The sequence below is a fragment of the Paracoccus aminophilus JCM 7686 genome (assembly GCF_000444995.1).
In the GTDB taxonomy this organism is placed as follows: Bacteria; Pseudomonadota; Alphaproteobacteria; order Rhodobacterales; family Rhodobacteraceae; genus Paracoccus; species Paracoccus aminophilus.
On record NC_022041.1, the window covers coordinates 90,896 to 113,406 of the forward strand.

The 22,511-nt window shown below is 63.6% G+C and carries 21 protein-coding genes; 17 read left to right on the forward strand and 4 right to left on the reverse strand.

All coding sequences use genetic code 11. The annotated features are described in order from the left end of the window. Nucleotides 1–101 precede the first annotated feature (101 nt). The gene (gene epmA / locus JCM7686_RS00490; RefSeq protein WP_020948906.1) at nt 102–1,163 is read left to right on the forward strand and encodes an EF-P lysine aminoacylase EpmA; all 1,062 of its coding nucleotides are present in this window, start codon (nt 102–104) and stop codon (nt 1,161–1,163) included. A gap of 64 nt (nt 1,164–1,227) precedes the next feature. Here the strand turns inward: epmA and JCM7686_RS00495 are convergent, their stop codons facing one another. The 4 genes from JCM7686_RS00495 to JCM7686_RS00510 all read right to left on the reverse strand — a co-directional run bounded on the left by JCM7686_RS00495 (nt 1,228) and on the right by JCM7686_RS00510 (nt 6,599). Next, the gene (locus JCM7686_RS00495; RefSeq protein WP_020948907.1) at nt 1,228–2,226 is read right to left on the reverse strand and encodes a glycine betaine ABC transporter substrate-binding protein; all 999 of its coding nucleotides are present in this window, start codon (nt 2,224–2,226) and stop codon (nt 1,228–1,230) included. Between the two features lie 182 nt (nt 2,227–2,408). Further along, nucleotides 2,409–4,640: a hybrid sensor histidine kinase/response regulator gene (locus JCM7686_RS00500; protein ID WP_020948908.1), complete on the reverse strand. Its 2,232-nt coding sequence runs from the start codon at nt 4,638–4,640 to the stop codon at nt 2,409–2,411. After that, complete coding sequence (locus JCM7686_RS00505; protein ID WP_020948909.1) at nt 4,637–5,866, reverse strand: FIST N-terminal domain-containing protein; 1,230 nt, start codon at nt 5,864–5,866, stop codon at nt 4,637–4,639. Before JCM7686_RS00505 ends, JCM7686_RS00500 begins: the two co-directional genes overlap by 4 nt. 34 nt (nt 5,867–5,900) lie before the next feature. Beyond that, nucleotides 5,901–6,599: a response regulator transcription factor gene (locus tag JCM7686_RS00510; protein ID WP_020948910.1), complete on the reverse strand. Its 699-nt coding sequence runs from the start codon at nt 6,597–6,599 to the stop codon at nt 5,901–5,903. Nucleotides 6,600–6,783: 184 nt separating this feature from the next. On the opposite strand from JCM7686_RS00510, the gene JCM7686_RS00515 reads away from it, so the two are divergent. From JCM7686_RS00515 to JCM7686_RS00595, 16 genes are all read left to right on the forward strand, one after another. After that, the gene (locus JCM7686_RS00515; protein WP_020948911.1) at nt 6,784–7,236 is read left to right on the forward strand and encodes a YaiI/YqxD family protein; all 453 of its coding nucleotides are present in this window, start codon (nt 6,784–6,786) and stop codon (nt 7,234–7,236) included. A 91-nt stretch (nt 7,237–7,327) separates the two neighbouring features. Continuing rightward, a complete protein-coding gene (locus tag JCM7686_RS00520) occupies nt 7,328–7,723 on the forward strand; it encodes a hypothetical protein (protein WP_020948912.1) in 396 nt (131 codons plus the stop codon). Nucleotides 7,724–8,267: 544 nt separating this feature from the next. Then, on the forward strand, nt 8,268–8,960 hold the full coding sequence (locus JCM7686_RS00530; protein ID WP_328286675.1) for a methylamine utilization protein MauF: 693 nt from the start codon (nt 8,268–8,270) through the stop codon (nt 8,958–8,960). 93 nt (nt 8,961–9,053) lie between these two features. Beyond that, nucleotides 9,054–10,298 (forward strand): methylamine dehydrogenase (amicyanin) large subunit, encoded by a 1,245-nt coding sequence (gene mauB / locus JCM7686_RS00535; RefSeq protein ID WP_020948914.1) that lies wholly within the window; start codon nt 9,054–9,056, stop codon nt 10,296–10,298. Nucleotides 10,299–10,301: 3 nt separating this feature from the next. Continuing rightward, complete coding sequence (locus tag JCM7686_RS00540) at nt 10,302–10,862, forward strand: MauE/DoxX family redox-associated membrane protein (protein ID WP_020948915.1); 561 nt, start codon at nt 10,302–10,304, stop codon at nt 10,860–10,862. A 1-nt stretch (nt 10,863) separates the two neighbouring features. After that, entirely contained in the window at nt 10,864–11,463 is a 600-nt protein-coding gene (mauD, locus tag JCM7686_RS00545) for a methylamine dehydrogenase accessory protein MauD (protein WP_020948916.1), read from the forward strand. Nucleotides 11,464–11,508: 45 nt separating this feature from the next. Then, nucleotides 11,509–12,084: a methylamine dehydrogenase (amicyanin) small subunit gene (gene mauA / locus JCM7686_RS00550; protein WP_020948917.1), complete on the forward strand. Its 576-nt coding sequence runs from the start codon at nt 11,509–11,511 to the stop codon at nt 12,082–12,084. Continuing rightward, entirely contained in the window at nt 12,084–12,551 is a 468-nt protein-coding gene (locus tag JCM7686_RS00555; RefSeq protein ID WP_236635859.1) for an amicyanin, read from the forward strand. The genes mauA and JCM7686_RS00555 overlap by 1 nt, the downstream gene beginning before the upstream one ends. Nucleotides 12,552–12,574: 23 nt before the next feature. Continuing rightward, nucleotides 12,575–13,507 (forward strand): methylamine utilization protein MauJ, encoded by a 933-nt coding sequence (mauJ, locus tag JCM7686_RS00560; RefSeq protein WP_020948919.1) that lies wholly within the window; start codon nt 12,575–12,577, stop codon nt 13,505–13,507. Then, on the forward strand, nt 13,501–14,727 hold the full coding sequence (locus JCM7686_RS00565) for a cytochrome-c peroxidase (protein WP_020948920.1): 1,227 nt from the start codon (nt 13,501–13,503) through the stop codon (nt 14,725–14,727). Before mauJ ends, JCM7686_RS00565 begins: the two co-directional genes overlap by 7 nt. A gap of 36 nt (nt 14,728–14,763) precedes the next feature. Beyond that, entirely contained in the window at nt 14,764–15,429 is a 666-nt protein-coding gene (gene napG / locus JCM7686_RS00570) for a ferredoxin-type protein NapG (RefSeq protein WP_020948921.1), read from the forward strand. After that, nucleotides 15,429–16,286, forward strand: coding sequence for a quinol dehydrogenase ferredoxin subunit NapH (gene napH, locus JCM7686_RS00575; protein WP_020948922.1), 858 nt, complete (start codon nt 15,429–15,431; stop codon nt 16,284–16,286). Before napG ends, napH begins: the two co-directional genes overlap by 1 nt. Before the next feature lie 102 nt (nt 16,287–16,388). Continuing rightward, nucleotides 16,389–18,041 carry a Na/Pi cotransporter family protein gene (locus JCM7686_RS00580; RefSeq protein WP_020948923.1) on the forward strand — a complete coding sequence of 551 codons (1,653 nt, stop codon included), beginning with the start codon at nt 16,389–16,391 and terminating at the stop codon, nt 18,039–18,041. Between the two features lie 122 nt (nt 18,042–18,163). Next, nucleotides 18,164–19,801, forward strand: coding sequence for an amidohydrolase (locus JCM7686_RS00585; RefSeq protein ID WP_020948924.1), 1,638 nt, complete (start codon nt 18,164–18,166; stop codon nt 19,799–19,801). A 78-nt stretch (nt 19,802–19,879) separates the two neighbouring features. Beyond that, nucleotides 19,880–21,472, forward strand: a complete 1,593-nt coding sequence (locus JCM7686_RS00590) for an ABC transporter substrate-binding protein (protein ID WP_041527028.1) — start codon at nt 19,880–19,882, stop codon at nt 21,470–21,472. A 103-nt stretch (nt 21,473–21,575) separates the two neighbouring features. Further along, a complete protein-coding gene (locus tag JCM7686_RS00595) occupies nt 21,576–22,508 on the forward strand; it encodes an ABC transporter permease (protein WP_268935167.1) in 933 nt (310 codons plus the stop codon). Nucleotides 22,509–22,511 lie beyond the last annotated feature (3 nt).

The following is a 22,511-nucleotide window of genomic DNA, read 5'->3' on the forward strand; positions in this document are numbered from 1 at the left end:
GCTATTTTGATAAACCGACGGTCGGCCCTGTTCTCATGCCGACAAAGATGGGGTCCAATAGCCCATTCCGCATGAAATCGCCAGTCGCAAGAGAGAATGCCATGACCCGACCCCCGCAGCCTCCGGTTCTGGCCAGCCCGTGGTGGGACCGCGACCGCCATGCCGGGCGCCGGCCTCTGCTGCTCGCGCGCAACCGCATTCAGCGCGCGATCCGCGACTGGCTGGAGAGCGAGACCTTCCTCGAGGTCGATCCGGCGGCTTTGGCGATCAGCCCGGGCAATGAGGCGCATCTGCACGCTTTCGCCACCACCCAGATCGGCAATGAGGGGATGGGGCGGCAGATGTATCTGCACACCAGCCCTGAATTCGCGATGAAAAAGCTGCTGGCAGCGGGGGAGGAGCGCATCTTTGCCTTCGCCCATGTCTGGCGCAACCGCGAGCATACCCGGCTTCACAGCCCCGAATTCACCATGCTCGAATGGTATCGCGCGGACGACGATTACCGGCGGCTTTTCGACGATTGCGCACAATTCCTGCGCCTCGCCGCCGAAGCGGCTGGGGCGGAAAGTCTGCAGTATCAGGGCGCGACCTGCGATCCCTATGCCACGCCCGAGGTGATGAGCGTGGCCGAGGCCTTTGCCGAATATGCCGGCATTGATCTTTTGCCGACGATCGACGGCACCGAGACCGACACCGCGGCGCTGCGCGCGCAAGCCGAAGCAAAGGGGATTCGCACCGCGGCGGATGATAGCTGGTCCGATATTCTCTCGCGCATTCTGGTCGAAAAGGTCGAGCCGCATCTCGGCCATGGCCGCCCGCTGATCCTTGATCGCTATCCCGCCCCCGAAGCCGCCTTGGCCCGCCGCGCCAGCGACGAGCCGCGCGAGGCCGAGCGCTTCGAGCTTTACGCTTGCGGGGTCGAGCTCGCGAATGGCTTTGGCGAATTGACCGATCCCGCCGAGCAACGCCGCAGGTTCGGTCTCGAAATGGACGAGAAATCGCGCGTCTATGGCGAGCGCTACCCGATCGACGAGGATTTTCTGGCCGCTTTGGCCTTCATGCCGCCCGCCTCGGGCTGCGCGCTTGGCTTTGACCGGCTGGTGATGCTGGCGACCGGCGCGCCGCGCATCGACGAGGTGCTGTGGACCCCGGTCGCGCCGTAACTGCGCGCAAAAGAAAACCGGCCCGCATCCTTTGACGGGGCCGGTTCAATTGTCTCAGACCGGATCAGAGCGCCGCGTTGATCTTGTCGGCGGCTTCCGGCGTCACCCAGGCTTTCCAGGTGTCGGGATTGTCCTTGAGGAATTTCTTCGCGCCTTCCTCGCCCGTGGCCTGGTTGTCGCTCATCCAGGCCATCAGCTTGTTGACGGTGTCATTCGTCCAGCTGCGTTTCGAGAAATAGTCGATGACATCCTTGTCGGCTTTTTCCGAAAAGCCCTTCGAGACCAGCGTGTAGACATTGTCTTTCGGGAAGGCGTTGGGCTTGGGATCGGCGCAATCCGCGACCGAGGTGCAGCGCTTCCACTCGGCCGGGTCATTCGGCACGCCCAGATCGATGCGCACCATCTCATATTTGCCCAGAAGCGAGGTCGGCGCCCAATAGAAGGCGAGAATGCCCTTCTTGTCGCCGTAAGCCTTGGCAATCGCCCCATCAAGCGCGGCGGCCGAGCCGGTGCTGACGACCTCGAAATTATGGCCGGGCAGATCGAAGGCCTTGGCGAGCTGGTCGGTCACGATCGTGCCGCCCCAGCCTTCCGGGCCGTTCATGATCGCGCCCTTGCCCGGATCTTCGGGAGCGGGGAAAAGCTCGGGATGTTTCAGCACGCCGGCAAGGGTCGCAAGCTCGGGATTGGCATCGACCATATATTTCGGCACGAACCAGCCTTGCTGGCCGCCATCCGAAAGCGAGCTGGCCAGCTCGACGATCTTGCCGTCTTTCAGACCGCCCGCAACGACTTCGGGGACCAGATCGACCCAAGCCTCCGGCACCACTTCGGGTTGGCCTTTCTCGACCAGCGAGGTGATCGCCGGAACCGTGTCCGAGGTCACGATCTGGGATTTGCAGCCATAGCCGTTGTTGAGGATGAACTGGTCGAGATTGGCCAGAACCTCGGCGCTTTGCCAGTTCATGCTGGCCAGCGTGAACTCACCGCAATCGGCCCAAGCTGCGGCGCCGAAGCCGATCATGGGTAGGGCGAGCAATGCCGAAATGGCACGGGTTTTCATAGGCAACTCCCTGCGCGACTTGTGTCTATCGGGCGCGCAGCCTGCCGCAGGGGTGCGAGCCTCGCCGTGCGCGGCGGGCCCGGCACGATCCATATTCTGGATGAGATCAGAATAACTGTACAATGCTGTCGAGCAAGATCACGATAGAGATATAAGACTTTTGGTTGATAACCCTGTGCAGGCTAGCCCGCGCCAAAGATGAAGGCATTCAGCGCGCGCGGCGCCACCGGCTTCATCATGACCTCGATCCCCAGATCGCGCGCGCGGTTCTGCACTTCCTCGGAGCGGTTCGCGGTGACCAGTCGCATCCGCAGATCTGGACCAAAGCGCATCCGCAGCGCGGTCAGGCAAGCGAGCCCGTCCATGCCCTCGCCAAGCTGGTGATCGACCAGACAGAGATCGGGCTCGACCTCGGTTTCGGCGATCAGATCCAGCGCCGCCTCGCCGCTGGTCACATCCAGAACCGTGAGGCCCCATTTCTCGAGCAGCTCGGTCATGGCGCGCGACAGCTCGGCGTCATTTTCGACGAGCAGCAGGGTGAGCCCGCTTTGCTCATCGGCGCGTGGCTCTTCGGCGGGCGCGGGCGTGGGAAGCTCGACGGGTGCGTCGATGGCGGGGGTCAGGGTCAGCGCGAAGGTCGAGCCGCAGCCGGGCGCGGAGCGCAGCGATAGCGGATGCCCGAGCAGCGAGGCCGCGCGCTCGACGATGGCGAGCCCGAGGCCCAGACCCTCGGCCGCCGAGGCACCGCTGCCGAGCCGGTGAAACTCGCGAAAGATCGCCTCCTGATCCGCGGGGGCAATGCCGGGGCCAGAATCGCGCACCTCGGCCAGCCACATCGCGCCGCGCCGCCGCAGCCCGACAAAGACCCGGCCCGTCGCGGTATAGCGGATCGCATTGGAGATCAGGTTTTGCAGGATGCGACGCAGATAGACCTGATCCGAGATCACCACCGCCTCGACCGGGCGGATCACCAGTTCCAGCCCTTTGCGCGCGGCCAGTGGGGCGAATTCGTCGCGCAATTGCCGAAAGAGCGGGCCAAGCGCCACCGGCTCTAGCGTGACCGCGGCATAGCCCGATTCCAGCCGCGAGATGTCGAGCAGCGCACTCAGCAACCCCTCGACCGAATCGAGCGAGCGCTGCACTTTCGAGATGGTTTTCTGCGCCCGCTCGCCCATCGGCTCGTGCTGAAGCGAGGTCAGGTAAAGCGTCGCGGCGGACAGCGGCTGCAAGAGGTCATGGCTTGCGGCGGCGACAAAGCGGGCGCGCGAGGCATTGGCGCGCTCGGCCCGCGACAGGGCATCCTCAAGCTCAAGCGTGCGCTCGGTGACGCGCGCTTCCAGCGTTTCATTGGCGCGTGAGAGATCCTCGAGCGCGCGCCGCTCGGCAGAGACATCGTCAAAGGACATGACGAAGCCCCCGCCCGGCACCTCTTGGGCGAAGATTTCAAAAACCTGCGCGCCGCCTTCACGCGTCACCTCGATCGAAAAGCTGTCACGGCGACGCACCCGGCGCACCCAATCCGAGATGCGATGCGCCGACAGCCCGTGCGGAAAGACGAATTGCTGCTGCACCTGCGCCAGAAGCTGGTCGAATTGCATCCCCTGACGCACGCGGGTGCGGGGCAGGGTGAGGAATTCGGTCAGCTTGTCGTTCCAGCCCAGAAGATGCAGCCGCGCGTCGAAGATGCAGACGCCAAGCTTCAGATGCTCCAGCGTCGCGCGCAGGATCAGGGCCTGATCGTCGAGCATCCGGCCGCGCTCTTCGCGCTCGCGGCGCAGCAGGTCGGTGACCTCGGTCTGCAAGATGACGGTGCCGCCGTCGCGGGTGCGATGCTCCGAGATCTGCATCCAGCGATCCGCGCCCATGCCTTGCGTCAGGATGAAATGACGCTCGGCATGGCGCTTGCGCCGCATCTGCACCCAATCCGCCGGGCTCATGCCCTCGGGCATCACCAGATGCGCCGAGCTGGCCGCAAGTTCGAGATAGGCGTCAAAGCCCAGCCCCGGACGCAGCCGGTCGAGAATATCGGGCAACAGCGCATTGAATCGCGAATTGCACATGACCATGACATCATCGGGGTCAAAGAGCGCAAAGCCCTCCTGCACGGTCTCGATCGCGGCGGCGAGGTTCTGGCGCGCGGCTTCGGTTTCGCGATTGGCCGCCGCGAGCCGGGTGTTCGTGGTGTTGAGCAGATCAAGCGCGCGCTCCAGATCCTGCGTGCGCGCGCGGACCTGATCTTCCAGCATGGCGGCGCGCTGGAACTGGGCATAGCCGGTGCCGTGATCTTCGGGCATGTCCTCGACCTGCCGGATCAGCGCGCCCGCGATTTGCAGCAGCTTCTCATTGCGCCGCTCAAGCGTATCCTCGGCATGGAAGAGAAAGGACAGATCCGGCGGCGGGGCGGCTTGGCTCATCCGGTCTGCTCCGGCGGATAGAAGGCGATGCCGGTCAGCGTCTGGTTCACATGGAGCCCGCCATATTGCTCGCCATAGGTGGAAAAGCCGATGACCCGGTGGCGGGCAAGCAGACGCGAGACCTCGGTCGCTTGCTGGCGGCCCTCGGCGTCGATGCGGCGGAAGATGCAGTCAAAGCCAAGGATCAGCGCGGGGGCGCGGGGCTGACTCAGCCGGCCAAGCTCGGTCTTGAGGTGCGCGGCCATATCGCCGGGCTCGGAGACGGTCAGGACCATGCCCTCGGCGACGGCGCTGAAAAAGACCAGCGCATTCCCGGCCCCGACATGGCGGATGGCGCGGGCATGATAGCGCCCGCCCGCGCGCACCAGCACCGGATGGGTGGCGAAAACATGGCTCGACAGCGCCTCGACCGGCAGGCCGATCAGCCGGGCATATTCCTGCGCGGCCGGTTCGTCATTGATGCGCAGCGCGGCGCGGCTGGCGGGATCGGCGGCGGTGACGATCATCCGCGCTGCCGAGGCCCGGGTATGGTCCAGGGAAAAGTCGCGCATCTCGCCCTTGCTGCGCAACAGGCAAAGGATCGCGGCATTCTGCAGCACGCGGCGGCCCGAAAAGACGCTGGCATTGCGAAACTCGCCTGCATCGCCCGCCGAGCCGCCGATCATCTGGACCTGACCGAGCCCGCTGGACAGCGCGGCGACCAGCGCCTCTTCCTGCCCCGAGAGCCCATCCACCAGCAGGATCGCGGCATCATGGGGATGGCTTGTCACATGGGCCGAGAGCGCCTGACGCGCGTCGAGCACCTTGGCGATGGTGCGGCGGGTGTCGAGCTGGTCGATGTCCTCAAACAGAACCGGGGCCGCGACAAAGCCCGCCGCCGGAAAGGCCAGCGCGACGATCTGGCCGCTGGCATAGCCCGTGGCATTGATTTCGCCTGCGGTGGTGCAGCCGACGATCTGGGTGCCCGGAAAGCGCTGGGCCATGCGGTCCAGAAGCGGCCCGAGCGCGGCTTCAAGCGAGACAAAGAGCACGATCAGCGCGAAAGGGTCGGGGCCGAGCTCGCGCGCCAGCTCGCCCACCGGATCGGGGCTGTCTGCGGCGACAGAGAGGCTGCGCGGCATGGTCGGTTCGGGCTGCGGCGCTGGGCCGGTTTCGCCGCCGATCTGGCGACCGATCTCGCCAAGAAACTGGCTGTCGGGGTCGCTGCCGCAGGACATTGTGCTCATAACCCACCTCCGAGGCGGGAAGGTTAGGGGCTTCCTAATGGCCCGACAAGGGGCCGGGGCCCTGCGCTTCGCGGGCCATCAGCACCGCCTGCGTGCGCGAATAGACCCCGAGCTTGCGCATGATCGCGGTGATATGCGCCTTCACCGTGGTCTCGGCGATCGACATGTCATGGGCGATCTGCTTGTTCATCTTGCCCGCGCAGACCTGTTCGAGAATCTTCGCCTGTTGCCGGGTCAGCTGCGAGAGGCGACGAATGGCCTCGTCCTGCGGCGTCAGCTTCTTGGCGTCGATCAGCGCGCTCAGGCTGACCTCGGGGACAAAGACCTGCCCGCGCCCAATGGTCTCAAGCGCGGTGTGAAAGAGATCGCGGCGCGAATGTTTCGACAAAAAGCCCGCCGCCCCGGCCAGCAGGGCCGAGCGCACGGTGCGCGGCTCCGCCGCCGAGGTGACGATGACCACCGGCAACAGCGGCGCGGCCTGACGCAAAGCCATCAGCCCCTCGAGCCCGGTCACATCCGGCAGATGCAGGTCGAGAAAGACGATATCGGGCGCGGGGCCCACCTCGATCCGGGACAGCGCCGCTTCGAGGGTTTCGCAATGCTCGACCGTCTCGATCCCTTCGACCGTTTGCAGCGTCATCACCAGCGCATCGCCGAACAGCGGATGGTCCTCGACGATCAGCGCGGTGCGAAAGCCGGTTTTCGGGCAGCTGAAGGCGGGTTGCTCCTGCATGGTCACCTCTGTTCGCGGGGCCTTTCGGGCAGTCTACCCCGGAAAGGCGGCGGGGCGGTATTGCTGAAAAGTCTCGATTGCCCCGGCTTTACCGCGGCGCGAGGGCGTGGGCAGTGACGGAACGGCTTGCGTTGGCCCCGGCGCTCTGATTGGCGTGGGGCGCGACACGCGCGAAAGGATGGCGATGACCACGCTTTATATCGATGCCGATGCCTGCCCGGTGAAAGCCGAGGCCGAGCGCGTTGCGACCCGTCAGGCCGTGCCGATGGTGCTGGTCTGCAATGGCGGCATCCGGCCCTCGGCCAATCCGCTGGTCTCGCTGGTGATCGTCGATGCCGGGCTCGATGTCGCCGATGGCTGGATCGCGGATCGCTGCGGGCCGGGCGATGTCGTCGTGACCTCGGATATTCCGCTGGCCGACCGCTGCGTGAAGGCGGGAGCGCGGGTGATCCAGCCCAATGGCGAGGTGCTGACCGAGGCCAATATCGGCCAACGGCTGGCTTTGCGCGATCTGATGAGCGACATCCGCTCGGCCGATCCGTTTCATCAGGGCGGCGGGCGGCCCTTTGGCAAGACCGATCGCGCGCAGTTTCTGCAAGCACTCGACCGGGTGCTGACGCAGGCGCGGCGCGGCTGAAAGCCATTAAGGCTTGCCTTGAGCGCGCCGCACTGAAACCTTGGGCTTTGGCTGCACAGACGGAACGGGAGATCCGGGATTGCGCGAAAGCATGAGGAAACTGGCCCCGAAAGGGCGCTTTCTGCCGGTCATCGGCGGCTATCTTTACGAGACCGAGCGCAACGGGCCAGCCTGCCTGATTTCGACGCAAGAGCGCGCCGATCTGGTGCGCCAGATCCTGCGACGGCTGCCTTTCGCGGTGGTGATCCCTGTTGTTTTGGGCGTCGGTGCGGGCGCTTTGGCGGGGCAGGCCTTGCCAGAGCTTGGCGCGAATTTTCCGGCGCTGCTGCTGATCGCGCTTACGCTTGTCGCCGGGCTTTATGCGGCGCTGCGCTGGGTGATGCAGGGCCCGATGCGCGCCCTTGCCAACCGACCGCAGCTGTCCCCCGACGAGGCCCGCGCGCTGCGGCTGGGCTATGAGGACAGCCTGCCCGAGCGCCCGCGCTGATTCGTCGCAGGGCTGGCCGCGCGGCAGAGGGCCGTCACATCATTTCGACCCTAGCGGGAATATCATTTTGCGAGGTCAATCCTGACCAGAAATCGGTCGATTTTCGGGTGCCGATCGACGCCGAAAACGGGGTAAGGATCCCGGTTGGGCCGGCTGCATTTTGCTCGTTTTCGAGGTCTTCCGAGATGAAATCCCCGGGAAATGCTAGATGAAAGATGAAATGCATCTCACGGAAATTGTTCTAAAATATTTTCTCTCCCGAGGACGGTTTACGAAAATTTCTCGCAGAGTGAAAAAATTTCACCCCTAAGTCTCAATTGCTCCGGTCATTCTTCCGTGATTGCCTCTCTGTGCGCGATTGTATGCCCATTCTCGGGCGCCTTCAGGGAGGGAGGATATGGCATCCATCGATGAAGCCATTGCGATGCCGGGGAGTGAGAACTCGGTACCTGATTGTATTTTCTTTCCGGACACCTACACGACGGCGACCCGTGGCGCGATTCTTGCCGCGTCCGCTGCTGCTGGGGGTGTCGGTGGATATCTGATGTCGCAAAGTGCGGACCTCACCGGTGCGCTCTGGGCGGTTATTGGCGTGGCAGCACTGGCGGGCGGCGTTCTGTCGACCTGGTCGCCCTGCGGCTATTCTTCGATTTCGCTGCTGCGTCCCAATGGGCGCGGCGTCAAGGCCGCTATCGGCTGGCTGCCGACCTTTGCCATGCATGGGGTCGGTTATGCCGTTGGTGCGGTCATTCTGGGAACGCTTCTGGGCGCTATCGGCGCACTCGCGGGCTTTACCGGCTTTGCCTCGACTGTGGCTTTGTCGGTTCTGGCCATCATCGGTCTGCTTTATGGGGCGCATCAGCTGGATTTCCTGCGCGTGCCCTATCCGCAGCGCCGGGCGCAGGTGCCGCATGACGCGCGCAACCGGTTCCCGAAATGGGTTATTGGCGGTCTTTACGGTCTGTCGCTGGGTCTCGACTATCTGACCTATGTGCAGACTCCGCTGCTTTACATGATGACCCTCGCGGCGGTCTTCACCGGGCATATCCCGGCGGCAATCGCTGTTATCGCGCTCTTCAATCTCGGTCGCTACCTGCCGGTCGCAGTCAATCTGCTGCCCTGCAAGGATTACGCCATCCAAGCTTGGCTGGCCCGGAACCAAGAGCGTGCGGCAATTGCCGATGGAGCGATTCTGGTCGCTCTGGGTGCTGCCTTTGCGGTGCTTGCCCTGATCTGACGATCGGGGGGCATTGCATTCATGCCCCGAAGAGATTTCCGGCGGCGCGACCCGGCGCCGCGGGCATCAGTATGCCATCATAGGGAGGAAACGATGGCCACTCCACGCAATATTCTGCCCGCAGATCTGGCGCGCCTGCTGTGCGCAGGCCTGACCTGCTCGGTGCTCGCGCTTGGCACGGCTTATGCCGAGACCGCCGCGGCCCCTCAGACCGAAGGCCAAAAGCAGGCTGCCGAAGGCGCCGCGAAACTGGCCAAAGGCGAGGATGACGAGCCCCATATCGGCACGATGCCGAAGGCTGACGCGCACCGCGTTTATGTGAACGACCCGGCACACTTCGCCGCGATCACCCAGCAGTTCATCATCGACGGCGCTTCGGGCAACGTGCTTGGCATGACCGACGGTGGTTTCCTGCCGAACCCGGTCATCTCGAATGACGGCACGGTTATCGCTCAGGTCAGCACCGTGTTCGAGCGCATCGCTCGTGGCAAGCGCACCGACTATGTCGAGGTCTTCGATACCGAGACCCTGCTGCCCTCCGCTGACATCGAGCTGCCGAACACCCCGCGCTTCCTGATCGGCACCTATCCGCAGATGTCGACGCTGACGCCCGACAACAAGACCCTGCTTTTCTACCAATTCTCGCCCTCGCCGGCGGTGGGTCTGGTCGATCTGGCGAACAAGAAGTTCGACCGCATGATCGACGTGCCGGATTGCTACGAGATGTTCCCGACCGCGAATGACACCTTCTACATGCACTGCCGTGACGGCAGCATGGCCAAGGTCGAATTCGGTGGCGCCGAACCCAAGATCAGCCATTCGGAAGTCTTCCACGGCGAAGACGACCACCTGATCAACACGCCTGCCTATTCGATGAAGGCCAAAAAGATCCTGTGGCCGACCTATACCGGCAAGATCTACCCGGTCGATCTGTCGGGCGATCAAGCCAAGGTCGACAAAGCGATCGAAGCCTTCACCGAAGCCGAGCGCAAAGAGGGCTGGGCTCCGGGTGGCTGGCAGCCGATCGCCTTCCACCGCGTGAAAGACCGCATCTATCTGCTGGCCGACAAGCGCGAAGAATGGACCCACAAGGATCCGAGCCGCTTCGTCTTCGTCATCGACGCCAAAACCGGCGAGCGCGTGAAGAAGATCGAGATGGGCCACGAGATCGACGCGATCAACGTCAGCCAGAATGCCGAAGGCACGCTGCTTTATGGTCTCTCGACCGGCGACCGCACGCTCTACATCTATGATGAAGAGACCGGCAAAGAAGTGCGCCACGTTGACCAGCTCGGCCGCGGCCCGCAGGTCATCACCGTCTCTGACATGGAGTCGTAATCCATGCAGGCGATTCTTCACGAACCACTGCTCACGATGGCACTGCGGGTCTTTCTCGCATTGCTCTTCGCGACAGCGGCTCTGTCGAAGCTGAGCCGCATCGAGGAGTTCTACGGCGTCGTGCGCAACTTCCGTCTTCTGCCCGATGGGCTGAGCCGTGTCGTTGCGTTCGTGCTGCCTGTTTTCGAGCTGGCAGTAGCCGTAGGGCTGGTCATCCGGCCGTTGGCGGTTCCCGCCGCTGCGGCCGCCGCTGCCCTGCTGATCGTCTTCGCTTTGGCGCTGGCGATCAACGTGGTCCGCGGACGGACCTATATCGACTGCGGTTGCTTCCGTCAGGGCCTGAAGCAACCCGTGAGCTGGCTGCTGGTCGGGCGCAATATCGTGCTCACCGCTCTGGCTCTGGCCGTCGCCTATCTTCTGCCGTCCGTTCCGGCGGCCGGTCTGGCGGATGGCTTTGTCGGGCTGATGGCAGGCGTGCTTGCCATGGTGCTCTACTTCAGCGCTTCGCTGCTTGGCGGTCTTGCCGCCGCGCAATCATCCACTCATTCCGCGAAAGGACGCTGACATGACTTTCCTGGTTGCCTCAAACATTCTTCTCTGGCTCGCCTTCCTGGGAGTGACGCTTGTCCTTCTTGGCGTGGTGCGTCAGGTCGGGCTGCTGCACGAGCGTTCCTCGCCGATGGGCGCGATGATCACCGATCACGGCCCCGATATGGGCGACAAGGCTCCTGAGTTCGAGCTGCCCGATTACTTCGGCCGGAGCGTCAAGATCGGTGGCCCCGCCGCCGATGGTCGTCAGACCCTGATCATGTTCACGGCGCCGACCTGCCCGGTCTGCGACAAGCTTTTCCCGATCATCAAGTCGATCGCGAAAGCCGAGAAAATCTCGGTCATCATGATCTCGGACGGCGCGCAGGATGAGCACAAGCGCTTCCTCGACAAGCATGAACTCGGCCAGATCCGCTATGTCGTTTCGGCTGAAGCCGGGATGGCCTTCCAGGTCGGCAAGATCCCTTATGGCGTCCTCATCGACTCGGATGGCGTCATCAAGGCGAAGGGCCTGACCAACACGCGTGAGCATCTGGAAAGCCTGCTCGAAGCCGACAAATCCGGTTTCGCCTCGCTGCAGCAATTCATGTCGAGCCGCAAGAAACAGGCGGCCTGAGCTGGCCGCTACCCGTTACAACCCCGAGCAGAGGGAGGATAATCGATGCTGGGGAATTTCAAATTCGACGATATGGTCGAGAAACTGTCGCGCCGCGTTGCTGGTCGCACCAGCCGCCGCAGCGTGATCGGCAAGATCGGAACCGCAGTCGCTGGTGTGGCCATTGTGCCGCTGCTGCCGGTTGACCGCCGTGGCCGCGTCAGCCGCGCTGCCGCCGAAGGCGCAACCCATGCGCCCGGCCCGCGTGAGGCCCGTGGCAAATGGGAGCCGCAGGACCATGACGTTCAGTCGTGCAACTACTGGCGCCACTGCTCGATCGACGGCAACATCTGCGACTGCTCCGGCGGCTCGCTGACCACCTGTCCTCCGGGCACCAAGCTTGCGACCGCGTCGTGGGTGGCCAGCTGCTACAACCCGACCGATGGCCAAAGCTACCTGATCGCCTATCGCGACTGCTGCGGTGCGAACGTGTCGGGCCGCTGCCCCTGCCTCAACACCGAGGGCGAGCTGCCGGTCTACCGTCCGGAGTTCGGCAACGACATCATCTGGTGCTTCGGCGCAGAAGATGACGCGATGACCTATCACTGCACGATCTCGCCGATCGTCGGCAAAGCCAGCTGATGAGCGACGCCGGATGCGGGGCCATGCCCCTGCATCCGGCACGCCTCACATTTCCCAAGGAGAAAGACATGATTTCTGGGATGAAAACCCGGTCGCTTCTGGCCGCTCTCGCCCTGGCAACGCTCGGCGCAACCGGCGCGTTTGCTGAAGACAAAGTCACCGTTCCCTCGCACGACGCCGTCGCCGCTGCTGAAGCGCCGAAAGATGCCGTGGTCGTGAACATCGCCAAGATGAAATACGAAACCCCTGAGATCAAGATCAAGCCGGGTCAAACCGTCGTCTGGATCAACCAGGAAGCCATGCCCCATAACGTCGAGTTTCAGGCTGGTGTGACCGGTGAAGCGGCGCTGAAAGGCCCGATGCTCAAGAAGGAACAGGCCTATTCGGTCACCTTCAACGAAGCTGGGGAATTCCCCTACCACTGCACGCCGCACCCGTTCATGCGCGGCAAGGTCATCGTCGAGTGACCTGCAACTGAAAGGAGCCGGCCATGTGGATCCCCTATGACATCCGCGCCTCGCTGAAGGCGGAAAGCGACCCTGCGTCGATCCGCATGTCGCGCGCCGACGAGAGCCAGAGGGATTTTCTGGTTGGCTTCTTCCTGCGCAACCCGGTGACCCAAGCCTGGGAGCTCGACATTGTCGCGAGCGCCGCAGGTCAGGAGCTCGCGACCCTCGCGACCCCGCCGGGCATGCGCATCAGTTTTCACGGCAATGATGCGGGCAAGCTGAGCGAGGTCATCTATCGCCTGCCCGCAATCTCGGCTCAGGATGCGCTGCATCGGGCCCATGATGATTTCCAGCGCCGCGTGCTGCGCTATATGGCCGAAATCGGTCGCGGCATGGCGATTGCCGGCTGGCGGATTGCCGATACCGGCCATTCGGCGCGCTGGCGCTGCACGCCGTTCCGGCCCTCGGCGATGAATCTCGATTTCGACCGTCTGGCCCCGATCGCCAGCGATCTCGCGCCCTATGTCGAGCTGTTCCAGCGCGCGCGCAATGCGCCGGACGCGGCCAGCCGCCTGCTTGCCGCTTATGCGCTGATCCATGCGGCCCTCGGCGGCGCGCCTGCGCTGGCGGGTGCGGGCCAAAGCGATTTCGCGGTGACGCAAGAAATGCTGATCCATGCCGGAGCGATGGAGTTCTCGGACCGGCTTTTGGGCCGTTCGCTCGCCGATCTGGCCGAGGTGCTGCGCCCCGAGCAGCAGCGTCTGGCCGCGCCCGAGGGCGTTCTGGCGGCGCTCTCGGACAGTCTGGCCGCGCAGCAGCGGCTGGCGCAGCTCGCCAATCTGGCCGATCTGGTCGCCCATCGTCTCATTCAGGCCGAGCTGCGTCAGCGCGCTCAGCCCACGACGGCGCGGCCGCTTCTGGCCGCTCAAGCCGATGGCACGCCTGCCCATGCCTCCGGAGTGCAGCCATGTTGACGCGCCGCACCCTTGCCTGTGTCGCGGCCGCCGGTGTTTTGGCGGCCTCCGTCGTCGCGGGGCTTGCCTCGAGCGAGAAAAGCGAAGCGCCCGCCGCCGCCGATCAGCAGGCGATGCTGGCAGCCCTTGGCTCGCAGCTTTTCTTTGACCCGGCTTTGTCCAAGAACGGCACGCAATCCTGCTCGACCTGCCACGACCCCGATCATGCTTTCGTCGATCCGCGCGAAAGCGTGGCCGGAACCTCGGTCTCGCTTGGCGATGACGGGGAATCGCTTGGTGATCGCAACACGCCGACGCTTGGCTATGTCTCGCGCGCACCCTCGTTCCACCTCGCCGACAGCGGTGAATACAAGGGCGGCCAGTTCTGGGACGGGCGCGCCGATGATCTGACCGCGCAGGCCGGTCAGCCGATGCTGAACCCGGTCGAGATGGGGATGCCCGACAAGGCCGCTGTGGTCGAGCGGCTGCGCCAGAACGTCGCCTATGTCGAAAGCTTTGACCGGATCTATGGCCCGAATGCGCTTGGCGATGTCGAGCAGGCGTTCAATCACGCCGCCGCAGCACTTGCCGCCTATCAAAGCACGCCGGAATTCTCGCCCTTCGATTCGCGCTTCGACCGCTATCTGCGCGGCGAAGAGAAGCTGACCAAGCAGGAAGAATTCGGCTATACCGTCTATCTGACCTGGAACTGCCGCCTGTGCCACCAGATCCGCACGCAGGGCGTCGAGACCCATGAGACCTTCACCAATTCCGAATACCGCAACATCGGCATTCCGGTGAACCACGAGGTCCGCGCGCTGAACGGCAAGGGTGACGGCTTTGTCGATCCCGGCCTTGCCGGACATCCCGGGCTCGATGACCCTTCACAAAAGGGTAAATTCAAGGTGCCGACCCTGCGAAATGTCGCCGTGAGCGGGCCTTATATGCATAATGGGGTTTTCAAGGATCTGCGCACGGCGGTGGTGTTTTACAACAAATACACCACCAACAATCCGAAATGGCAGATCAACCCGGAAACCGGCGAGGCTTGGGGCGACCCCGAGGTTCCCGAGAATCTGGCGATGAAAGAGCTGCGGTCGGGGCTGACGGTCAGCGATGAACGGGTCGATGCGTTGGTCGCCTTCCTCGAGACGCTGACGGACAAGCGCTATGAGCCACTGCTCGCCGAGCAGAAGGCCGAGCGCGAAGCGGCACGGCTGCGCGTGGAGGCAGCGAACTGAGCGACCGCCTCGGTGCGGTCCGGCAGGAGAACGGAAATGGCACCCAGCAAACGCAAGGTCACCCGCCGTCAGGCTCTTACCGAAACCGCGAAAGCTGCGGGGGTCGCCTGTCTGGGTGGCTTCTCGCTGGCGGCCTTCATCAAATCCGCCGATCCGGTCGATGCGCGCGCTCTGCGCCCGCCGGGAGCCTTGTCCGAGGCGGCGTTTCAGGTGGCCTGCGTCCATTGCGGCCTTTGCGTCGAGGCCTGCCCCTATGGCACGCTTTCGCTCGCCGAATGGGGCGAGGGCGCGCCTTTGGGCACACCGTTTTTCACCGCGCGGGAAACGCCTTGCTATATGTGCAAGGACATTCCCTGTGCGAAGGCCTGCCCGACCGGGGCGCTTGACCGCGATCTGCCCTCGATCAGGGACGCCAATATGGGCGTGGCCGTGCTCGTCGGCCATGAGACCTGCCTGAACTACAAGGGGCTGAACTGCTCGATCTGCGTGCGCGTCTGTCCTATCCGGGGCGAGGCGATTTCGCTTGAGGATCAAGAGATCAACGGGCGTAAGCTCAAGATCCCGGTCGTGCATTCCGACAAATGCACCGGCTGCGGCACCTGCGAAAAGCAATGCGTGCTGGGCCATGCCGCGATCCGCGTCCTGCCGCGCGATCTGGGTCTGGGTGGCAAGGGTCGCAACCGCGCCGGGAGAAACTTCTGATGCTGCGCTGGTGGATCTCTGACAGCCGTCGGCTGGGGGTCGAGGCGCATGGCGTGACGCGGGCCCATAAGTGGTGGTTCCTGCGGCGCATGACACAAATCTTTGTGTTGGCGATCTTCATGACCGGGCCGCTTCTCGGCTTTTGGATCGCACGCGGCAACTTCGCCTCCAGTCAGTTGCTCGGGTTGGTCGATCTGAGCGATCCCTATATTTTCCTGCAATCGCTGGTCGGGCGGCATTGGCCGATCCTGCCCGCGATCACCGGCGCGCTGTTGATCGCCGCGATCTATATTCTGGTCGGCGGGCGCGCCTATTGCGGCTGGGTCTGCCCGGTCAATGTCGTGACCGATGCCGCCTATTGGATGCGCGAAAAGACCGGACTGACGCGGGACCGCAAACTCGACAAGCGCACGCGACTGTTCATTCTGGCGGGCACGCTGATCGCCTCGGCGCTGACCGGCACGATCGCCTGGGAGTTCCTGAACCCGGTCAGCCTGTTGCAGCGCGCTTTCATCACCGGGATCGGCATCGGCTGGGTCATCATCCTTGCGGTGTTTCTGCTCGATCTCTTCGTGGCGCGGCGGGCCTGGTGCAGCCATCTTTGTCCGGTCGGCGCCTTTTACGGCCTGCTCGGGCGGGTCAGCCTTGTCCGGGTCTCGGCCCGCGACCGCGAGGCCTGTACCGATTGCGGCGCCTGTTTCAACATCTGCCCCGAGCCCCATGTCATCGTCCCCGCGCTGAAAGGCAGCGGAGACGACACCCGCCTGATCCTGCATGGCGATTGCCAGAATTGCGGCGGCTGCATTGATTCCTGCCCGGTCGATGTGTTCCGCATGACCACGCGGGTGCGCCCCTGAACCGATCAATTTCGATCTGTCATCTGCTTGTCATTGTCGCCGAGGCTGCGCACTATCGCGAGTCTGGCGCGGGATGCTGCGCCGTGACACAGGTATCGCGCTTTGAATCCGACCATCGAGCTCGTGAATATCCTTGGCGCTGCGGCGCTTCTGCTCTGGGGGCTGGGGCAGATCAAGCTTGGCATTATGCGCGCCTTCGGGGCCTCGCTGCGGCAATGGATCGCCAAGGGCACCAAGAACCGGGTTCTGGCGGCCTTCTGGGGCTTTATCGCGACGCTCGCGCTGCAATCGAGCACCGCCGTCGCGGTCATCACCGCCTCTTTCGCGGCGCGTGAGTTCATCTCGCTGGGGATGGCGCAGGCGGTGATGCTGGGGGCCAATCTTGGCACCTCGATCGTCGCGCTGGTGCTCTCGGCCGATGTCAGCGCCTTTGGCAGCGTGCTGATCCTGATCGGCGTCGCCATGTCGATGTCGGCGACGGGGACGACCTCGAAAGGCGTGGCGCGGGCGATCCTCGGGCTGGGGCTGATGCTGCTGGCGCTGCGGCTGATGGATGAGGCGACCCTGCCTTTGCGCGATTCACCGCTGGTCGCGACCATTCTGAGCGCGCTTGGCAATGCGCCCTTGCTTGCGGTTCTGATGGCGGCAGGGCTTGCGGTGCTGGCCTCGTCGAGCCTTGCCGTCATCGTTTTGGCGATGGTTCTGGCGGGGGGCGGCATCATTTCTCCGGCTATGGCGATCTATCTGGTCGCGGGCGCCAATCTGGGTGGCGCGATCCCGCCTTGGCTTGCCGTCGCGGGCGAGGGCGTCGAGGCGCGGCGTCTGACGCTGGCCAATCTGATCGTGCGCGGTATCGGTGCGCTGGTGGTCACGGTGCTGGCCGCGCCGATTGCCGACCTGCTGATCCGGCTGACCGGCGATGCGCGCAGCCTGCCTGCAATCGCCCATATTGCCTTCAATATCGCGCTTTTGCTGATCTTCCTGCCACTGATCACGCCCATCGGCAAGCTGGTGGTGCGGATCCTGCCCGATCACCCCAGCGCGCAGGGCGAGCGGCCGTCCTATCTCGATGAAAGCCTGCTCGACACGCCAGAGCTCGCCTTGGCGGTGGCCAAGCGCGAGACGTTGCGGCTGGGCGATATCGTGGCCGAGATGCTCGATGATGCGATGAAGGCGGTGGCCGCGCCCGATGATAGCCTCGCGCCCCGCATCGCCACGCTGGAGCAGCAAGTCGACAAGCTGCATGAGGCGATCAAGCTTTATGTGGCGCGGATGACCCTGTCCGAGCTGGATCCGGCCGACAGCAAGCAGGCCAATGAGATCATTTCCTATGCGATCAACCTTGAGCAGGTCGGCGATATCATCAAATCCGGCCTGACCGAGCTTCTGGACAAGAAGGCGCGCAAACAGCTGAGCCTCTCGCCCGAGGGGCTGGCCGAGATCGACAGCTTCTTCCACCAGACCCGGGACAATCTGCGCATGGCGCAGGCGATCTTCCTGTCGCGCGATCTGACGCTGGCGCAAAAGCTGGTCGAGGCCAAGGTCAATGTCCGCCGCATCGAAGAGGCTTCGGCGGAAAAGCATCTCGACCGGGTGCGGCAAGGCCGGGTCGAGACGATCGAGACCAGCTCGATCCATATGGATCTGCTGCGCGATCTCAAGCGCATCAACGCCCATGTCGCCTCGGTCGCCTATCCGATCCTCGAAGAAAAGGGGATGCTGCGCGAAAGTCGGGTGGTCGCGGCAAGCGGCTAGGGGCGAGCGGATCAGAAACCTGTCCTTTGTCAGTCTCTTGACAGCTGTGACCAGTTTCGCGCTTCATTCCTGAAGACAAGCGGCCGGATCAACCGGACGACCGAGGGAAGAAAGCTGATACCATGACGTTTCCGATCATTGCTGACCTTGTGCTTCGCCATGGCAAGATCTGGCCGGGCTATGGCGCCCCCCTTGCCGAGGCGGTCGCGGTCAAGGGCAATCGCGTGCTGGCTCTGGGCCGCAGTGACGAGATCGCCGCGCTGATCGGGCCCGAGACGCAGGTCGTCGATCTGGGCGGTCGCTTCGCCATGCCGGGGCTGAATGACGCGCATCTTCATTTGATCTCGACCGGGCTGTTGCGCGGGCAGGTTGATGCGACCGCTGATGCCGCGCCGACGCGGGCGGCACTGATCGCGGCCTTGCAGGCGCGGGCCGCGGATACGCCGAAAGGCGAATGGGTGCAGGCGCGCGGCTTTGACCAGACGCGCTATCCCGATGGGCTGATGCCGACGGCGCAGGAACTCGATGCGGCTTTGCCCGATCATCCGGTCTCGGTGACGCGGGCTTGCGGCCATATCACCGTCGCGAATTCGGCGGCGCTGGCCTTGGCCGGGATCACCTTCGAGACGCCCGACCCAGACGGCGGGCTGATCGGGCGGGCCGAGGGGCGGTTGACCGGGCTGCTCGCGGAGAACGCGCAAAACCTCGTCTATCACGTCCAGCCCACGCCCTCGCTGGAGGACATCATCGAGGCAATCGAGGCCGGGGGCCGCCATCTGATCGAATATGGCATCACCTCCTGCATGGATGCCGCGACCGGCCATATCGACGGCATGACCGAGATCCAAGCCTATCATCTCGCCGACCGCGACGGCCGTCTGCCGGTGCGGGTCTGGGCGACGCTTCTGGGCGATCCCGGTTCGTCGATCGTCGAGCGTTGCCATGCCGTCGGGCTGGTCACCGGCGCGGGCAATGACATGTTCCGCATCGGCGGCGTGAAGATCTTCACCGATGGCTCGGCGGGCGGGCGCACGGCGTGGATGAGCCAGCCCTATCAGGGCGAGCCACAGAATTTCGGCGTGCGGATGCTGCCCGACGATCAGCTGTTCGAGCTGGTCGATCGCTATACCGGCATGGGCTATACGATGGTCTGCCACGGCATCGGCGACGCCGCGATTGACCAACTTGTGCGCGCTTATGAACGTGTGCGCGCCGCCAATCCCGATCACAGCCACCGCCACCGGATCGAGCATTGCGGCTATGTCGATGATGCAATGAACCAGCGCATGCTGGCCGCGGGCGTGCTGCCCGCGCCGCAGCAGGCGTTCATCTATGATTTCGGCGATGCCTATGTCGCGGTTTTGGGCGAGGAACGCGGCCTGCGCTCTTATCCGATCCGGACCTGGGACCAGCTTGGCATGAAGCCCTCGACCGGCAGCGACAGCCCGGTGTGCTCGCCCAATCCCTTCCCGGATCTTTACGCGATGATCACGCGCAAGACCCATAAGGGCACGGTGATGGATGCCTCGGAAATCCTGACGCCGGAAGAGGCTCTGCGCGCCTATACCGAGCATGGTGCCTATTCGCAGGGCGCCGAAAAGGTGAAGGGGCGGCTCGAGCCCGGAATGCTGGCGGATATCGCGGTTTTCTCGAATGATCTGCTGACGGCTTCGCCCGAGGCGATCCTGCGCGACACCCGCTGCGAGATGACCATTCTGGACGGGCGCATCGTCCATGACAGGATCGGTGCGCAGGCCTGAGGAGAGCTGCGCGCCGGGAAGACGGACGGCAACAAGATCAACAATGGGGGCAAAATGCCCCCAACAGGGAGAGAGAACATGCTGACCCGACTTGGCCTGATGGCCGCGCTGACGCTGGGAACCGCAAGCCTCGCGCTTGCGCAAGACGCCACCCCGCGCGACGGCGGGACCTTTGTCTTTACCGCGCCCTATGGCTCGTCCATTGGCTCGCTCGACATCACCGCGACGCCGCATACGCAGGACGAAATCGTCGCCAAGGCGATGAACCGTTCGCTCTACAAATGGAACCCGGAAAGCGGCAAGCCCGAGCTCGATCTGGCGGAATCGGTCGAGAAATCGGCGGATGGCAAGACCTATACCTACAAGCTGCGCGAGGCGACCTTCCACAACGGCGATAAGCTGGATGCCGATGACGTGGTCTGGAGCTACAACCGCATTGCCGATCCGAAAAAGGCCCTGACCGGCGCCGAGCAGATGCTGCAAATCGCCGGCGTCGAAGAGTTTCAGGCGGGCAAGGCCGATCACATTTCGGGCGTGAAAAAGATCGACGACCGCACCGTCGAGATCACCGTGACCAACCTCTCCGATCCGGGTTGGAACCTGATGTCGAACTATGCGCCGATCTATTCCAAGGATTACCCCGAGGATCAGCTCGCCTCGAAACCGAACGGCCTTGGCCCGTTCAAACTGGCGAATTATGTGCCGGGCTCGAAGGTCGAGCTGGTCAAGTTCGACGATTACTTCGAGAAGGGCAAACCCCATCTCGCGAAGCTCGACATCATGCTGATGGGCGAGGCTGCGGCCCGCGACGTGGCTTTCCGCAATGGCGAGATCGACGCCAACGTTTTGGGCCCGGTGCAATATGAAGCCTACGGTCAGGATGCGGCGCTGAAGGACCATATCCTCGAGGTCGCCGAGGTCTATACCCGCAACATCGGCTTCAACCCCAAGGTCGAGGCCTTCAAGGACAAGCGCGTCCGCCAAGCGATCAACCATGCCATCAACAGCGAGGTGATCGTCAAGAAACTGCTCAAGGACAAGGCCTATCAGGCGACCTCGTGGCTGCCGATTTCCTCGCCCGCCTTTGACCACGATGCCAAGCCCTATTCCTATGATCCCGAGAAGGCCAAAGAGCTGCTGAAGGAAGCGGGCTATGAAAAGGGCCTGAAATTCTCGGTCACCGCGACGCCCAACGAAAGCTGGGGCGTGCCGATCGTCGAGGCGATCATTCCGATGCTCGCCAAAGTCGGCGTCGAGGTCACGACCGATCCGGTCGAGGGCCCGGTCCTGTCCGACAAGATCGTCTCGGACAATTTCGAAAGCTTCATCTGGTCGAACTCCTCGGGGCCGGATGCGCTGAAATATCTGACCTGCTTCCATTCGAAGACCTCGCAGGCCGCGTGTAACTACGTGAAATTTGCCAATGCCGATTTCGACAAGCTGATCGATCAGGCGGGCGAGGAAACCGATCCCGCCAAGCAAAACGAGCTGCTGAAACAGGCCAACAACCTCTTGCAAGAAGAAGCGCCGGTCTGGTTCTTCAACTATAACAAGGCGGTTATGGCCTATCAGCCTTGGGTCCACGGGCTGAAGGCCAATGCGATGGAGCTCGCGGTTCAGGATTACGAGGATATCTGGATCGACGACACCGCGCCCGCCTCGCGCAAGTGATCGGCTGACGCATCGGGAATGGCCCGCAACCGGGCCGTTCCTTCCTCGCGCGCCTCGCCGCGCGCCCCAGACCAAGACCAACGAAAGGCAGAACCCAAAGATGATGGGCTTCATCCTTCGCCGGACATTGCAGATGATCCCAACGATCCTTGCGGTCGTGCTGATCATCTTCGTGATCTTCAGCGTCATCCCCGGCAGCTTCATCTCGAGCCTGATGGCCGAGGGTCGCAATGCCACAAATGCCGATACGCTGGCGCATCTGAACGAGCAATTGGGGCTGGATCAGCCCTTGCTGGTGCGGTTGGGCAATTACCTCTGGGGGCTTTTGCATTTCGATCTCGGGATCTCTTATCGCACCCGAGAGCCGGTCTGGAACGTGATCGAGCCGCGACTGTGGCCCTCGGTGAAGCTTGCGCTTTTCGCGATGGGCTTTGCGGCGGTGGTGGGGATTCCTCTGGGCTTCATGGCGGCGCTGCGGCCTGGCAGTCTGTTCGACACCGGGACGATGATGGTCGCGGTCTCGGGCCTGTCGGTTCCCGAGTTCTGGCTGGGTCTGCTGCTGATGTATGTCTTCGCGCTGCATCTGGGCTGGCTGCCGAGCTTTGGGTATCAGCCGGGCAGTCTCAAACACATCATCCTGCCCGCGCTGGCCTTGGGGGTTTCGCCGATGGCTTTGCTCGCGCGGACGACGCGGGCCGGGGTGCTCGATGTGATGAACGCCGATTTCGTGCGCACGGCGCGCGCCAAGGGCCTATCCGAGCCGCGTCTGGTCAAAAGCCATGTCGCGCGCAATGTGCTGGTGCTGATCCTGACGACGATGGGGCTGCAAATCGGCGCGCTGATGGGGCAGGCGATCGTCATCGAGAAGCTGTTCTCTTGGCCCGGCATCGGCTCGCTGCTGGTCGATAGCGTGGCCGCGCGCGACATTCCGGTGGTGCAGGGCGCGGTTCTGGTGATCGTGCTGTGGTTTCTGGTCATCAACATGCTGGTCGACATTGCCTATGCGGTGATCGATCCGCGCATCAAGGTGAGCTGAACC